The sequence below is a fragment of the Rathayibacter sp. Leaf185 genome, assembly GCF_001423885.1.
Taxonomy (GTDB): Bacteria; Actinomycetota; Actinomycetes; order Actinomycetales; family Microbacteriaceae; genus Rathayibacter.
This window is the reverse complement of the sequence record NZ_LMPP01000001.1, coordinates 539,718-553,012: the sequence shown is the minus strand read 5'-3', so window position 1 is coordinate 553,012 and position 13,295 is coordinate 539,718. Positions and strand designations below refer to the sequence as shown.

The following is a 13,295-nucleotide window of genomic DNA, read 5'->3' as shown; positions in this document are numbered from 1 at the left end:
CTTCGCGAGATGCCACTTCAGTACGCCTGCGCCGCGTGTCGCGTACCGGAGTGGCATGCCGGGGCGCGGCGTCAGGCCTGGGCGAGGAAGCGGTCCGCCGTCCGCAGCGACAGCGCCATCGTCGCGAGTGCCGGATTGGCGATCAGCGCGCTCGGGAACACCGAGTTGTCGCAGACCCAGAGGTTCGGGATGTCGAAGCTGCGCCCGTCGGAGTCGATGACCGCATCGCCGGGGTCCGTCCCCATCCGGCAGGTGCCCAGCGTGTGCGCGGTGCGCGCCAGCACTCGGGTGCTCGTCGCGCCCGCCGCCTCGACGATCGCGGTCATGGTGCGGATCGCATGCGCGTCGATCGCCTCCTCGTTCGCGCCGGCCGAGAACGAGATGCGCGCCTTCGGCACGCCGTGCTCGTCGAGCTCGTCGGTCAGCTCGAGGCGGTTGCCGTCGGCGGGCAGGCACTCGGCGTTGATGCCGACCCCCGCCATGAAGCGGTAGCCGTCGAGCGCGTCGACCAGCTCGCGGCCCCACAGCCCGCCGCCGCGGGCGAGGGTCGTCGCGAGGGTGAGCGGCATGACTCCGAGGCTCTGGATGAGGTAGCCGCCGGCGAAGTCGGCATCGGCGGGCCGCACCGTGTCCTCGGTGATCACGGAGGAGGGGTAGCCGCGGTAGCCGCGCATCTCGGTCTCGAAGGTGCCCCAGACCTGCGTGGCGCCGTGCGCGAGGAAGTTGCGGCCGACCTGGCCGCTGCTGTTCGCGAGCCCCGTGTGCAGCAGGAGGCGCGGGGTCTCGACTCCGCCCGCGCAGAGGAACAGCGCCGAGCAGCGCTGACGGCGCTCGACACCGCCGACGGTGTAGACGACGGCGCTCACCCGGCCCGCCACGTCGAGCTCGATGCCGTGCACGAAGGACTCCGCGCGGATCTCAGCCCCGGCGCGAACGGCCTGCGGCAGGTAGGTGTTCTCCATGCTCCCCTTGGCGCCGGTGCGGCAGCCCTGGTGGCACTGGCCGCAGTTGACGCAGGCGGGGCGCTCGCCGAAGTCGCCCTGGTGCCGGCCCCCGCTGAGCACGGCGGCGGGAGCGTCGGTGGCGCGGATCCCGAGGGCCGCGCAGCCCCGGAGCATCATGTCGGCCGACGCGTTGCGGTCGACCGGCCCCTGCAGATAGCGGCGGGAGGGGTCCCACGGGTAGTCGGCCGGCCCGGAGACGCCGATGGTCGCCTCCACCTGCTCGATGTACGAGGTCAGCTCGGCGTGCGCGATCGGCCAGTCGCGGCCGAGGCCCGACTCGGTGCGCAGCAGCAGGTCGCGCGGGTCGGGGCGCGGCGTGAACGCGCCCCAGTGCAGCGTCGAGCCGCCGACTCCGCGGCCGCTGTTGTTGGGGCCGAAGGCGGTGGGGGTCTCGCCGCCGCTGAGGCGCTCCTCCATCCAGTTGATCTGCGTCGCCGCGTCCTCGTCGGCCGTGTAGTCGACCGGATCGAAGTGCGGGCCGGCCTCGAGCGCGACGACGCGGAGGCCGCGCGCGGCGAGGGAGGCGAGCAGCGGCGCGCCGCCTGCGCCCGTGCCGATCACGACGGCGTCGACGACCTCGTCGAGATCGAAGCGGCGCATTCCTGCGGTGTTCATCGGACACTCCTCGTGCTCGGCTCCCAGGGTTCCCGTTCGTCTGCGCCGAGCACGCGGAAACCGGGGATGAGCGCGGTGTCGCCTCCGGTGGCGTAGCCGTCGTAGCCGACGCGCGCCATCGTCGCGGGGTGCGCGAGCCACTGGCGCACGAGGTCGACGCGGCAGTCCTCGAACCAGGCGGTGAGCTGGCCGGCCGAGAGGGTGCCGAGGTCGCCCGTGCCGAGGTCGCCCGTGCCGAGGTCGCGCAGAGCCGCCTCCTGATCGGCGAGCGTCTCGAACCCGGCGAGCGCGTCGAGAGCGAGGCCGTACGCGACCGGGTCCGCGGGGAGCTCGGCATTGCGCCAGCCGTCACCCACGCCCTCGGCGAGCTGGGCGTCGACGCGGGCGGCGAGATCGATCGCGGGGCCGTCCTGCGGCACGACGCGGTCGGCGATCGCGCGCAGAGTGGTGAGCTGCGCGGCGGTGAGCACCTGCGGCGCGTAGTGCGGGTCGTCGGCCAGCGCGCGCTCGGCCAGAGCGGCGCGCACGCGGCTGCTCGTGCGGGCCGAGACGATCGCCCGGGAGGCGTCGGCCGGCACGATCGGCGCGGTGCCCGCCTCCTCGGCCCAGAACTCCCTGATCGCGGTGGCGACCTCGGCCGGCCGCTCGAGGGGGAGCACGTGACCGGCGCCCGCGAGGGTCACGAGGCGCGAGCGCGGGTAGGTGCGGCCGTTCGTGCGGCGCTGAGCGTCCTCGCCGAGGTCGCCGTCCTCGCCGCCCGCGATCAGCAGAGCGGGCACGGCGGAGGCGTCGCGCGAGAAGTCGGTCCGGCTCCCGGTCTCGAGCCACTCGCGCCACGCTTCGGGCGAGGTGCGCAGCAGGTCGCCGAGAGCGAGCTCGTCGAGCGCGGGCGGCAGCGCTGCGCCGAGGTTCTGGTCGAGGAACGTGCGGGCCTGCTCCTCGTCGAGCGGACCGTCGTCGACCCAGCCGAGCATGGTGCGCCGCTGCTCGTCGGCCATCGGCTCGGGCGAGAGCGGCGAGCCGGCCAGCAGCACGACTCCGGCCAGGCCGAACAGGCCCGAGCGGCCCGACATCGTCCGCTCGGCGACGAGAGAGGCGACCTTGCCGCCCATGCTGTGGCCGGCGATCAGCCAGCGCTGGGGCGAGTGCTCGCGGATGCGGCGGACGACGTGCGCGGTGACCTGCTCGACCGACGTCTCCGGATTGTCGCGCTCGTCGCCGAAGCCGGGCAGGTCGATCGCGACCACGTCGAACTCGCCCTCGAGCTCGCGGGCGAGCGCGTCGAAGAGGTGCCGGCTGAAGCCGAGCCCGTGCAGGGCGAAGAGAGTGGGAATGTCGGCGGGCACGCGGCTCCTTGATCGTGGTCGCATCGGTCGCGACGAGTTCCATGCGACCACACGCCGATCGTGCTGTCCGGCACTTGCGCGTCCCGGGCCGTCGTGCGAAGCGGCGGGTCAGGCGGCGGCGGGAGGCTCCTCGGTCGGCACGAGCACGACCTTCCCGTTCTCGACCGTGACCGTCATCGGCCGGTGGCCCTCGATCATCACCGTCTGACCTGCCGTGAGCCCGCCACCGTCGAGCAGCGACTGTGCGAACCGGGTGCTCTCCTCGATCGGGAACTGGGTCACCAGCCGGGTCGTCGTGTCCTCGGCCGGTGCGGGTGGCGTGTCCTGCGACCGCGCGAGTCGCGCCACGAATCCGGCGAGACGGTCGAGGCGCAGTGAGCGGAGGAACGGCATGACTCGATCGTGTCAAACCTCGCCTGTGTCGGTGCTTCGCACACGGGGTGCTTGCGCTGCCGACGAGAAGAGGCTCCGGATCCCGCACCCGAGCACGAGGGAGCGTGTCAGTGCGGTGGCGGTCGGTCGTCGAAGCGCGGGCGTGGTGGTGGCGGTGCGGGTGGGCGCCCGGGGAGCGCCGGTGGGCGGGTGGTGACGTGGCGGCCGGTGGGAGTCGTCCATTCGGCGGTCCCGTCCGGGTGGAGTCGGTAGGTCCAGCGGTCGCCGTGACGGACGTGATGGTGGGCGGTGCAGAGGCTCAGCAGATTGTCGAGCGCGGTCCGTCCGCCGTTGCGCCATTCGATGGTGTGGTCGGCTTCGGCGGTGGAGGCGTGGCGGGTGCAGCCGGGGAAGCGGCAGGTCTGGTCTCGGAGCTGGAGCGCGAGGCGCATCTGCGGCGGCGGGATGCGGTGGGTGCGGCCGACGGAGACCACGGCTCCGGTGTCGGGGTCGGTGAGGACGCGGGTGAGGGTGGCGGCGATGCCGGCGAGTTCTCGAGCGACGGCGGCGGGGATCGCTCCGTACCCGTCGAGGTCGGCGGGGGCGTCGTCGAGACCCGCCGCCGTGCGGGCGGGAAGGGTGAGGCGCACCTCTGCGCGCACTCCGGAGACGAACGTCGGCGATGGGTCCGCCCCGTCGCTCACGGGGGTGGTGCCGGTGATGTCGCCGTCGCAGAGCAGGTCGGTGAGGGCGTCGGCGCGCAGCTGAGCAAGGGTCCGCTCGTCACCGGCAGGGCGGTCCCCGTCGCGCAGGGTCCGCGCGATCCGGTCGACGCGGTTGTAGGCGCCGACCGCGTCCGGGGCGGGGAGGTAGGCGGACAGCGTCGCCATCCCGTCGATCTCCGGGGTCAGCCACACTCCGCGGTTCTCCTTCGCGCGGGCGTGCCGCTTCTCGAGGGGCTGGTCGTGCAGTTCGTCGCCGCGAGCGCGAGCTCGGAGGCGCGTCCGTCGAACTCGGCGAGCGACTCCTCGGGCAGTGTCGCCGCGACGGTGCAGATCACCTCGCCCGCTCGCCACCGGATCCGCGCCGCCGCGAGCGCCGCCCGGGTCAGCGGCAGGTCCTCGACGAGCAGGTGCGCGCGTTCCAGCTCGCGCGACAGCTCCCGCTCGGACACCCCCGACCCGACCGCCAGCTCGGCCCGGATCGACCGTTCGACGAGGGCGTTCGACTCGCTGCTGGGCGGCCCGCCGCGCGCGAAGGCGAGCGGGATCGCCAACGCTGCCCGGTACACCTCGTACAGCCGCAGAGCCGACGCGAGCATCGACGGCGCGGCCGCGCGGGCGAGCCGGCCGACCTCGTCGGCGCCCTCGCGGATCGCGTCGAGTGACGCCTCCGCGGGTCTGATCTCTGCTGCAACTGCCATGCGGAGATCGAATCAGCCAGCACCGACACCAGGGCCGCCGATGCGCCGGAACCGGACGACTCGCGCCTCACGAAACCCTGTGGAGGAACGTCACCTCACCCCGCTAGCGTTCCTCCCGAGCAACGTGTCGACGGAGGGGGACCCGCACCGTGCCACTGGACGAGACCGACCGAGACCTGATGCGAGCCGTCGCCCGCTACCTCAAGCGCATCGAGGCGCTCGAGACCTCCGAGCAGGCCGCCGCGCGCACCCCCTTGGGCGACGCGGTGAGCGAGTACCTCGGCGCGGACGCGACGGCGCTCGCCGTCATGACCGAGGAGGTCGCCCCGCACCGGCTGGTCGACGCCGACATCGCGCTCGACCTGATGGCCCGGGAGGGCGGGACAGTGCTCGGTGTCGGCGGCGGCGACCAGCGATTCCACTCCGCGATCGGCGAGCTGCTCGGCAACCCGCACACCCGCTTCGCGCCCGGGCCCGTGACGTACGCGACGCGCGCGACCGGCCCCGACTCCGATCGGCGCGTCGTCGCGTTCGGGGTCCGGCTGCTCCGGGTCGAGGGCGCGCCCCTCGCGGTCCTGCAGCGCGACGCGGCGCCTCAGTACGGCCGCATGAACGCCACCCTCGAGGTGATCGCCGCCGACGAGGGCGTGGTCCCCGGGTTCCTCCGGCGCCTGCACGAGCTGATGGTCGAGCACAGCGTGCTCCGCGGCCAGGTGCTCTCGTTCTCGGGCACCGAGTACGGACAGCAGGCGGGCGCGACGTTCCTCGCTCGCCCCGAGGTCCCCGCCGCCGACGTCGTCCTCGCCGACGGTGTGCTCGAGTCGGTCGTCGACCACGTCGTGGGCATCGGCGAGCACCGCGCCGAGCTGCTCGAGGCCGGTCAGCACCTCAAGCGCGGGCTGCTGCTCTACGGCCCTCCCGGCACCGGCAAGACCCTGACCGTGCGGCACCTCCTGACCCGCACGCCCGGAGTCACGGCCGTGCTGCTCACCGGATCGAGCATCCAGTTCATCCAGGCCGCCGCCGAGATCGCCCGGACGTTCCAGCCCTCGTTGGTCGTGCTGGAGGACATCGATCTCGTCGCGATGGAGCGCAGCCACAGCCCGCAGCCGCTGCTGTTCGAGGTGCTCGACGCGCTCGACGGCCTCGACGGCGACGCCGACGTCGCGTTCGTGATGACGACCAACCGGGTGCAGGTGCTCGAGCGCGCGCTCGCCGCGCGTCCCGGCCGCGTCGACCTGGGGGTCGAGATCCCTCTGCCGGGAGAGGCGGCGCGGAGGCGTCTCTTCCGCCGGTACGCGGGCTCCCTGCCGTTCAGCGACGCCGCCCTCGATCGCGCGGCCGATCGGGCGGAGGGCACCACCGGATCCTTCGCGAAGGAGCTGATGCGCCGCAGCATCCTCTCGGCCGCGCTCCGCGGCGCGACGCCCGACGACGACGATCTCGCCGGCGCCCTCGACACCCTGCTCTCCTCCGGCGAGGCACTCACGAGACTGCTGCTGGGCAGCGGCTCCGGAGACACGCGGCCGGACGACACGGGGCCGGACGAAACGGGTCCGGACGAAACGGGGCCGGACGACGCGGACGGCCACGTCGTCGTCGCGCCCGGCCGCTACACCTCCGGCTCCTCCGCGATGAGCAGCCGTCTCGAGATCACCGACGACCCGACCTGACCCGGCCCCGTCGCTCCGCCATGACCGTCTCGATCGAGTGCCGCACCCGCTCGGCCCGCCCCGCCGCCGAGCTGTTCGACCGCGCGCGCGACATCGATCTGCACCGCGCGTCGCAGGCCGGTGCCCGCGAGCGCGCGATCGGCGGAGTGACGAGCGGCCTGATCGGGCTCGGCGAGCACGTGACCTTCCGCGCGCGCCACTTCGGGGTGCCGCTCACTCTGACGAGCGCGGTGACCGCGCTCGACGCGCCGAGGAGCTTCGTCGACGAGCAGACCAGGGGGCCGTTCCGGCGGTTCCGGCACGAGCACCGCTTCGAGCCCGACGGCGCGGGCTCGGTGATGATCGACCGCGTCACGTTCGCCGCCCCGTTCGGAGTCCTGGGCCTTCTCGCCGAGCGGCTCGTCCTCGCTCGCCACCTCGAGCGCCTCCTCGTCGCCCGCGGCCGGTTCCTCGCCTCCTGAAAGCCGACCTCGTGCGACCCGCGCCGCACCCGACCGCGGGAGAGCCTCAGTCGGCGGTCGCCGTCGCCGACACCATCTCGACCACCTGGGCGAGGATGTCCGCGAGCGGCTCCTCCGCACCGCCCGTGAGCCACCGCTCGAGCGTCATGTCGTAGACGGCGACGGCCAGGCGTCCTGCGACCTCGGCCTGCAGCGGAGCGAGCCCCCGGCGGACGAACGCCTCGGTCGCGCCCTCGTGGATGATCGCGAGCTTGCGCAGCTCGCGCTCCCGGAGCGCCTCGTCGGTCCGCACGATCGTCCACCGCCGCAGCAGCTCGGAGCGGTACAGCTCGAGCCTCGGCAGCACGATCGAGCGCAGCCCGCCGTGGATGACCGCCATCGGCGCCAGCGCGGGATCGGCCTCGTCGACCACCCGTGCGACGACCGCGGGCAGCTCCTCCTCGCCGACGAAGAGCACTTCGCGCTTGTCGGCGTAGTAGCGGAAGAAGCTGCGCGTCGTCAGCCCGGCGCGCTCCGCGATCTGCGGCACGGTCGTCGCGGCGAAGCCCTGCTCGAGGAACAGCTCGAGGGCGGATTCGTGGAGTCGGCTCGCCGCATCCGGAGCCCATCGCGTCATGCCGACCATGCTACTTGACGACACGCCGTGTCATCGTTCATGCTCATGACACGACGTGTCGTCAGGCCGTCACGAAGGAGTCGTCATGCCCCATCCCACCGCCCCCACCCGCCGCACGCGGGTCCGCCGATGAGCGCCCACGAGGCGCTCCGGCTGCGCACGCGCTTCGGCTCGCTCGAGGTGGGCGAGGCGCCCACTGCGGCTCCGGGCCCCGGCGAGGTGGTCGTCCGCGCCCGCGCCGTCGCCGTCAATCCGGTCGACGCGATGAACGGCGTGGCCCGCGGCTTCGTCTACCCGTGGTTGAGCTATCCGGCGGTGCTCGGCTCCGACGTGGCGGGCGAGGTCGTCGCCGTCGGCTCCGGAGTGGCGGCGCTCGCGGTCGGCGACCGGGTCACCGGCTTCGCGGTCGGGGCCGAGCGGAGTCGGAACTCGCCCGCCGAGGGCGCGTTCCAGACCCACGTGACGCTGCTCGCGACCCTCTGCGCGCCGATCCCCGACACGCTCTCGTTCGCCGACGCCTCCGTGCTGCCCCTCGCGCTGACGACGGCTGCGGCCGGCCTCTTCGAGGCCGACCAGCTCGCGCTCGAGCTCCCGCGCGCCGACACCCCGGCGCGCGGGAGCACCGTGCTCGTGCTCGGTGCCGCGACGAGCGTCGGCATGAACGCCGTCCAGCTCGCCCGCAGCGCCGGCCACCGGGTCGTCGCGACGGCCTCGCGGAGCAACACCGAGCTCCTCCAGGGGCTCGGCGCCGACGCGGTCGTCGACTACCACGACTCCGATGCGGTCGCGCAGCTCGTCCGGGCGCTCGACGGACACGATCTCGTCGGCACGATGGCGGTCGCGAGCGGATCCCTGCCGATAGCGCTCGCGGTCGACTCCGCCCGCGGAGCGAGCGGCGTGCGGCGCATCGCCTCGGCCCACCCGACCCCTGTGACGACCCTCCGGGCGGCGCTGGCCCGGCGTCGCGGCGTGCAGGTGTCGGCGATCTGGGGCGGCAGCCCGAAGGACACCCCGGTCGGTGCCGGCATCTGGAACGACCACCTGCCCGCGGCGCTCGCCGACGGCCGGCATCGCGCGGCTCCGGAGTCGAGGGTCGTCGGCCACGGACTCGCAGCGATCCCCGAGGCGCTCGCGCGGCTGCGTCAGGGTGCCCGCGCCGAGAAGTTCGTCGTCACGCTCTGATCCGCCCCCCTGCCCCTCTCCGGACACCTCCCGCCGGTACGGTGTCGCTCATGAGCGACTCCCTCCCGCACGTCCTGTTCGTCTGCCGCAAGAACGGCGGCAAGTCGCAGATGGCCGCCGCCCTGCTCCGCGATCTGGCCCGCGGAGACGTCGTCGTCGTCTCGGCGGGCACGGCGCCGGGAGAGGCGCTGAACGCGCAGTCCGTCGAGTCGCTGACCGAGCTCGGCATCGGCCTCGGCGACGAGCACCCGAAGCCGCTGACCGACGAGATGCTGCGGACGGCCGATGTCGTGGTGGTCCTCGGCGCGGAGGCGCAGGTCGAGGAGGTGCCCGGTCCCCGCTACGAGACCTGGATCACCGACGAGCCGTCCGAGCGCGGCGTGGAGGGCATGGAGCGGATGCGTCTCGTCCGCGACGACATCCGCGCGCGGGTGCACGAGCTGCGCGCCCGCCTCTGAGGGAGGCCGGCCCGAGTGCACGGGGCGCCCGAGCCGGGACCTCCCTGCGCATTCGGGACAGGCTGAGATTCTCTTCATAGAATCAGGGGCGGCCCGTCACCGGTGAACGGTCGGGCCCCGCACTCCGTACTCCTCTGAGAGGGGCCGACCGGTCCGACGAGGAGGCGCCAGTGGCGACAGCGCAGACGGCGTTCGCGCCCGCCGCGATGAGGCGACGACGAGAGGGGCCGGCTGTGACGGAGCCCGACACGCGAGGCCGCTTCGCCCGCCTCCGACGACCCGCCGCACTCGATCTCACCGCCGCGTTCGACGAGCACGGAGCTGCCTTGCTCGGCTTCGCGGTCAACGCCCTGCGGGACCGGGGACTGGCCGAGGACTGCGTGCAGGAGACGTTCCTGCGCGCCTGGCGCGCGCGCGAGAGCTACTCGTCCGAGCGCGCGAGCCAGCGGACCTGGCTGTTCGCGATCGCGCGCAACGTCGTCATCGACGTCCACCGCTCGGTGCAGAGGCTGCCCCGCCTGGTCGCGGCGGAGGTGCTCGAGGACCTGCCGGGCGACGAGGCCGATCCGCTGATGCCGCTGATCATGCTCGAGGCTCTCGCGCGGTTGAGCGTCGAGCACCGCGCCGTCGTCGTCGCCGTCCACGTGCGCGGCGAGAGCTACGCCGAGGTCTCCGCGGCCACCGGCGTGCCGGTCGCGACGCTGCGCACCCGCGCCTTCTACGCCCTGCGAGCGCTCCGCGAGCACCTCGCGGACGCCGATCCGACCGCCGAGGAGCGATCATGACCGACATCGACGACCCGCGCGGCGGCGGCCGCCGCGAGGAGCTGATCGCCGCGGCCCTCGCCGGCGAGCTCTCCGCCGCCGAGGGCGCCGAGCTCGACCTGCTGCGCGCCTCCGACCCGAGCATCGACCGCGAGCTCGCCTTGTTCGGCGTCGTGCTCGCCGATCTCCGCACGGTCGGCCGGTGGGACGAGGTCGCGCCGTCGGACGACCTGCGCCGACGCATCCAGAGCCTCGCGGGTGTCGCCCCGATCGCCCGTGGTCGCGGCGCCCTCCTGATCGGGGCCGCCGCGGCCTGCCTGGCGCTCGGCGCCGTCGGTGGCGCGGGCCTGTACCTGCTCGGCGACCGCCCCGTCGAGGGCGCGCCCGGCCAGCTCGGCGCCGTCGAGACGATCGCCTTCGACGGCGCTCCCGAGGGGATCGACATCGACGGCTCTCTGATCGCGCACACCTGGGGCACCGAGACGATCCTGCGCGCCAGCGGCTTCGCCGTCGGCGAGAGCTACGACCTCGTCCTCGTCACCGATGAGGGGGAGCGCCTGCCGTCGGGGTCCTTCCTCGGCAGCGCCGTCGAGATCGACTGCGAGATGAACGCCGCGATCCTCCGCGACTCCGTCTCGGCGATCGAGATCACCGACGACTCCGGCGAGACGATCGCCGTCGCCGACCTGCCGCCCGTCGCGACCTGACGTGAGCGTCCGTTCCCTCACGCGGTCCTCGGAGCAGACCGCTCAGGCGCGCACCCGCAGCGCCTCCAGCAGCGCCGCCGGCGTCTCGGGGTCGGGCAGGCTGATCGCGAACTCGCGCCGGTTCGCCGTCGTGATCACGAGGCCGGGTCCCGCGCCGAGGATCAGCGCCGAGCGGCCCGGCATCACCCGGTAGCCCCAGCCGCCCCACTCCGACGGGCGCAGCTGAGCCGTGCTCGCCGAGGCGATGTCCTCGAGCGGGATGCGGCGCAGCGGGATCCCGAAGGCGCGCGACACGACCCGCAGCCCCCGACGGTCGGCGGTCACGCGGAGGCGCGCGAAGCCGAGCATCACCAGTGCGCTCGCTCCCAGCGTCACCGCCATCGCGACGGCCGGCCCCACGGCGCCCTCCGCCAGGAGCGTCGAGGTGGCGATCGCGGCCGAGCCGATCAGCACGACTCCGACGACCGCGAACATCCGGCCGGTGATCGTCGACGACCACGCGCCCGTCTCTGCGCTGCCGAGCGGGAGGCGATCGACGGCGGTGCGCGGTTCCCGGACGGTCGGGGGCGCGATCAGAGCGGGCACGATCGCGTAGAGGATGCCGGCGAGCAGCACGAGCAGCCACGGCCCGAGCACCGCTCCCTCAGCGGAGCCGGCCGCGAGCGTCGTGCCGACCGAGGTCGCCCAGGTCGAGGCGCCGAGACCGGCGACGCCGCCGGCGGTCGCGAGGACGAGCCGGGGCGCGCGGCCGAGCGCGACGAGCACGACCCCCGTCAGCGCCGCCCCGCCGGCCATCACCAACGAGAGGGCGAGCGCGGCACCGACGGTCATCGTGTCGTCGGCCGCGCCGGTGCTCGACCAGTGCGAGGCGAGGGTCCCGGGGAGCCGATCGGCCAGCGCGAGGCGGGAGGTGATCACTCCGAGGGCCGGGAGCAGGAGGGAGGCGGCGGCGAGGATGTCGCGGGTGCGGGTGGTCATGGGGTGGTCCTCTCGATCAGGCGGACGAGGTCGGCGGGGCTGATCCCGCTGCGGCGGGCCTCCGCGAGCAGCTGCTCGACCAGGGTGGTGACGCGCACCAGGCCGGGCCCGGCCGACTCCGCGATCCACGCGCCGCGGCCGCGCCGCATCTGCAGCAGGCCGTCGTCGCGCAGCGCCCCGTAGGCCCGCAGCACGGTGTGCATGTTGATGCCGAGCGAGTCGGCCAGCTCGCGGGCGGGCGGCAGGCGGTCGCCCGCTGCGAGGCTGCCGTCGGCGACGGCGGTGCGGACCTGCGCCTCGAGCTGATCGGCCAGGGAGCGCGGCGAGGAGTGGTCGACGCGGAACAACATGTTCGTAATGTTAGTAGAACAATCGGTTCAGGAGCATGCCTGGATCGACGGGTGTCGGGTAGCGTGGCGGGAAACCCCGGGGGAGGGGATCCGCATGACCGCCGTCCGACCGTCCGCCCCTTCGCGCGGAGCGACGCTGCGGCTCGCAGGGATCCTCGTGGGTGCCGCGGGACTCCTCCAGATCACGCTCTGGTTCGCGCCGCTGGGCATCGTCGGCGTCGGCCGCGTCGCGCCGATCCTGCTCGCCGGGCTCCTCGGTTCCGCCGCGGTCGTCTCGGCGCGGGGCGTCGACGTCGAGGGCGGCCTGGTCGGCCGTCGCGGCCGCGCTGCCTTCCTGGCGTTCGCCGTGCTGCTGGTGCTCGGCCCCGTCGTCCGGCTGGCCACTCCGGCGAGCGGATCGCTGGGCATCATGGTCGGCTCGTCCGTGCTGTCGGGGGTGATCCTCGCGCTGTCCGTCGTCGCGGCGGCCCTCGGGCTCGCGGCGCTCGCCGCCTCCCGTTCCGTCCCGCGTCCTGCGGTCGTCGTCGCGATCGTGGCGCTCGCCGTCCATCTGCTCGGCGGGGTCGTCACGTCGATCCCGGGATTCGTCGTCGAGGTCCCCGCGCAGGAGCTGCTGCTCGCGCTGTACGCGATCGCCTCCGTCGCCGAGACGGCGTCGCTGGTCGCGGTCGGACTCGTCTGGTTCCTCACAGGCCGGTCTCTGCGGGGCTGAGCCCCGTGGGCCGTCAGCTCAGCGCGAGCGACACCGCCAGCACCACCATCACCACGGCCACCCCCGCGTCGAGCACCCGCCACGCCCCGCGGCTCCGGAACAGCGGGCGCAGCGCCCGTGCCCCGACCCCCAGCGCCGTGAACCAGAGCACGCTGCCCAGCGCCGCCCCCGCGCCGAACCACCAGCGCTCGTCACCGTGCGTGTTCGCGACCGATCCGAGCAGCACGACCGTGTCGAGGTACACGTGCGGGTTCAGCAGCGTCAGTGCCAGGCAGGTCCCGACGGCAGTGCGCAGCGACGTGGAGGCGCCGGCCGGGTCGCCCTCGAGGGTCCCGGGCCTCAGTGCCCGCTTCGCCGCGAGGAAGGCGTAGGCCAGGAGGAAGAGGATCCCGCCCCAGCGGATGACGACGAGGAGCCAGGGCGCCGACTCGAGCACCGCGCCGATCCCCGCGATACCGACGACGATCAGCGCCGCGTCGGCCAGCGCGCAGATCGCGACGACCGCGAGGACGTGCTCGCGGCGCAGCCCCTGCCGCAGGACGAAGGCGTTCTGGGCGCCGATCGCGACGATGAGCGAGAGGCCGAAGCCGAGACCGGAGGCGGCGGCGAGGAGGGAGGACACGGCTCGACGGTA

16 protein-coding genes are annotated in these 13,295 nt (G+C 73.9%); 7 read left to right on the top strand and 9 right to left on the bottom strand.

Annotation, left to right across the window (positions count from 1 at the left end; all coding sequences use genetic code 11):
* Nucleotides 1-71: 71 nt before the first annotated feature.
* From ASG06_RS02830 to ASG06_RS20420, 5 genes are all read right to left on the bottom strand, one after another.
* Nucleotides 72-1,619 (bottom strand): GMC family oxidoreductase, encoded by a 1,548-nt coding sequence (locus ASG06_RS02830; RefSeq protein ID WP_056038185.1) that lies wholly within the window; start codon nucleotides 1,617-1,619, stop codon nucleotides 72-74.
* The gene (locus ASG06_RS02825) at nucleotides 1,616-2,965 is read right to left on the bottom strand and encodes an alpha/beta hydrolase (protein WP_056038184.1); all 1,350 of its coding nucleotides are present in this window, start codon (nucleotides 2,963-2,965) and stop codon (nucleotides 1,616-1,618) included. Before ASG06_RS02825 ends, ASG06_RS02830 begins: the two co-directional genes overlap by 4 nt.
* Nucleotides 2,966-3,073: 108 nt before the next feature.
* Entirely contained in the window at nucleotides 3,074-3,358 is a 285-nt protein-coding gene (locus ASG06_RS02820; protein ID WP_056038181.1) for a hypothetical protein, read from the bottom strand.
* A gap of 107 nt (nucleotides 3,359-3,465) precedes the next feature.
* Nucleotides 3,466-4,254: an HNH endonuclease signature motif containing protein gene (locus ASG06_RS20575; protein WP_056074130.1), complete on the bottom strand. Its 789-nt coding sequence runs from the start codon at nucleotides 4,252-4,254 to the stop codon at nucleotides 3,466-3,468.
* On the bottom strand, nucleotides 4,245-4,760 hold the full coding sequence (locus ASG06_RS20420; RefSeq protein ID WP_056074128.1) for a hypothetical protein: 516 nt from the start codon (nucleotides 4,758-4,760) through the stop codon (nucleotides 4,245-4,247). The genes ASG06_RS20575 and ASG06_RS20420 overlap by 10 nt, the downstream gene beginning before the upstream one ends.
* A gap of 149 nt (nucleotides 4,761-4,909) precedes the next feature.
* On the opposite strand from ASG06_RS20420, the gene ASG06_RS02805 reads away from it, so the two are divergent.
* Both ASG06_RS02805 and ASG06_RS02800 read left to right on the top strand, forming a co-directional pair.
* A complete protein-coding gene (locus tag ASG06_RS02805) occupies nucleotides 4,910-6,433 on the top strand; it encodes an AAA family ATPase (RefSeq protein ID WP_231727592.1) in 1,524 nt (507 codons plus the stop codon).
* Between the two features lie 20 nt (nucleotides 6,434-6,453).
* Entirely contained in the window at nucleotides 6,454-6,894 is a 441-nt protein-coding gene (locus ASG06_RS02800) for an SRPBCC family protein (RefSeq protein ID WP_056038175.1), read from the top strand.
* A gap of 46 nt (nucleotides 6,895-6,940) precedes the next feature.
* Here ASG06_RS02800 and ASG06_RS02795 read toward each other — a convergent pair whose 3' ends face one another.
* Complete coding sequence (locus ASG06_RS02795) at nucleotides 6,941-7,510, bottom strand: TetR/AcrR family transcriptional regulator (RefSeq protein WP_056040406.1); 570 nt, start codon at nucleotides 7,508-7,510, stop codon at nucleotides 6,941-6,943.
* A 129-nt stretch (nucleotides 7,511-7,639) separates the two neighbouring features.
* Here ASG06_RS02795 and ASG06_RS02790 point away from each other — a divergent pair, with 129 nt between their 5' ends.
* The 4 genes from ASG06_RS02790 to ASG06_RS02775 all read left to right on the top strand — a co-directional run bounded on the left by ASG06_RS02790 (nucleotide 7,640) and on the right by ASG06_RS02775 (nucleotide 10,621).
* On the top strand, nucleotides 7,640-8,692 hold the full coding sequence (locus ASG06_RS02790; RefSeq protein ID WP_056038170.1) for a zinc-binding alcohol dehydrogenase family protein: 1,053 nt from the start codon (nucleotides 7,640-7,642) through the stop codon (nucleotides 8,690-8,692).
* Between the two features lie 50 nt (nucleotides 8,693-8,742).
* On the top strand, nucleotides 8,743-9,150 hold the full coding sequence (locus ASG06_RS02785; RefSeq protein WP_056040403.1) for an arsenate-mycothiol transferase ArsC: 408 nt from the start codon (nucleotides 8,743-8,745) through the stop codon (nucleotides 9,148-9,150).
* 170 nt (nucleotides 9,151-9,320) lie between these two features.
* On the top strand, nucleotides 9,321-9,935 hold the full coding sequence (locus ASG06_RS02780) for an RNA polymerase sigma factor (RefSeq protein WP_231727591.1): 615 nt from the start codon (nucleotides 9,321-9,323) through the stop codon (nucleotides 9,933-9,935).
* Nucleotides 9,932-10,621: a hypothetical protein gene (locus ASG06_RS02775; protein ID WP_056038166.1), complete on the top strand. Its 690-nt coding sequence runs from the start codon at nucleotides 9,932-9,934 to the stop codon at nucleotides 10,619-10,621. Before ASG06_RS02780 ends, ASG06_RS02775 begins: the two co-directional genes overlap by 4 nt.
* A gap of 42 nt (nucleotides 10,622-10,663) precedes the next feature.
* On the opposite strand, the gene ASG06_RS02770 is transcribed toward ASG06_RS02775, so the two are convergent.
* Complete coding sequence (locus ASG06_RS02770) at nucleotides 10,664-11,599, bottom strand: hypothetical protein (RefSeq protein ID WP_056038163.1); 936 nt, start codon at nucleotides 11,597-11,599, stop codon at nucleotides 10,664-10,666.
* A complete protein-coding gene (locus tag ASG06_RS02765; protein ID WP_056038160.1) occupies nucleotides 11,596-11,949 on the bottom strand; it encodes a GntR family transcriptional regulator in 354 nt (117 codons plus the stop codon). The genes ASG06_RS02770 and ASG06_RS02765 overlap by 4 nt, the downstream gene beginning before the upstream one ends.
* A gap of 94 nt (nucleotides 11,950-12,043) precedes the next feature.
* On the opposite strand from ASG06_RS02765, the gene ASG06_RS02760 reads away from it, so the two are divergent.
* Nucleotides 12,044-12,661 carry a hypothetical protein gene (locus ASG06_RS02760; protein WP_056038157.1) on the top strand — a complete coding sequence of 206 codons (618 nt, stop codon included), beginning with the start codon at nucleotides 12,044-12,046 and terminating at the stop codon, nucleotides 12,659-12,661.
* A 13-nt stretch (nucleotides 12,662-12,674) separates the two neighbouring features.
* On the opposite strand, the gene ASG06_RS02755 is transcribed toward ASG06_RS02760, so the two are convergent.
* Entirely contained in the window at nucleotides 12,675-13,283 is a 609-nt protein-coding gene (locus tag ASG06_RS02755) for a LysE/ArgO family amino acid transporter (protein WP_056038154.1), read from the bottom strand.
* Nucleotides 13,284-13,295: the final 12 nt, after the last annotated feature.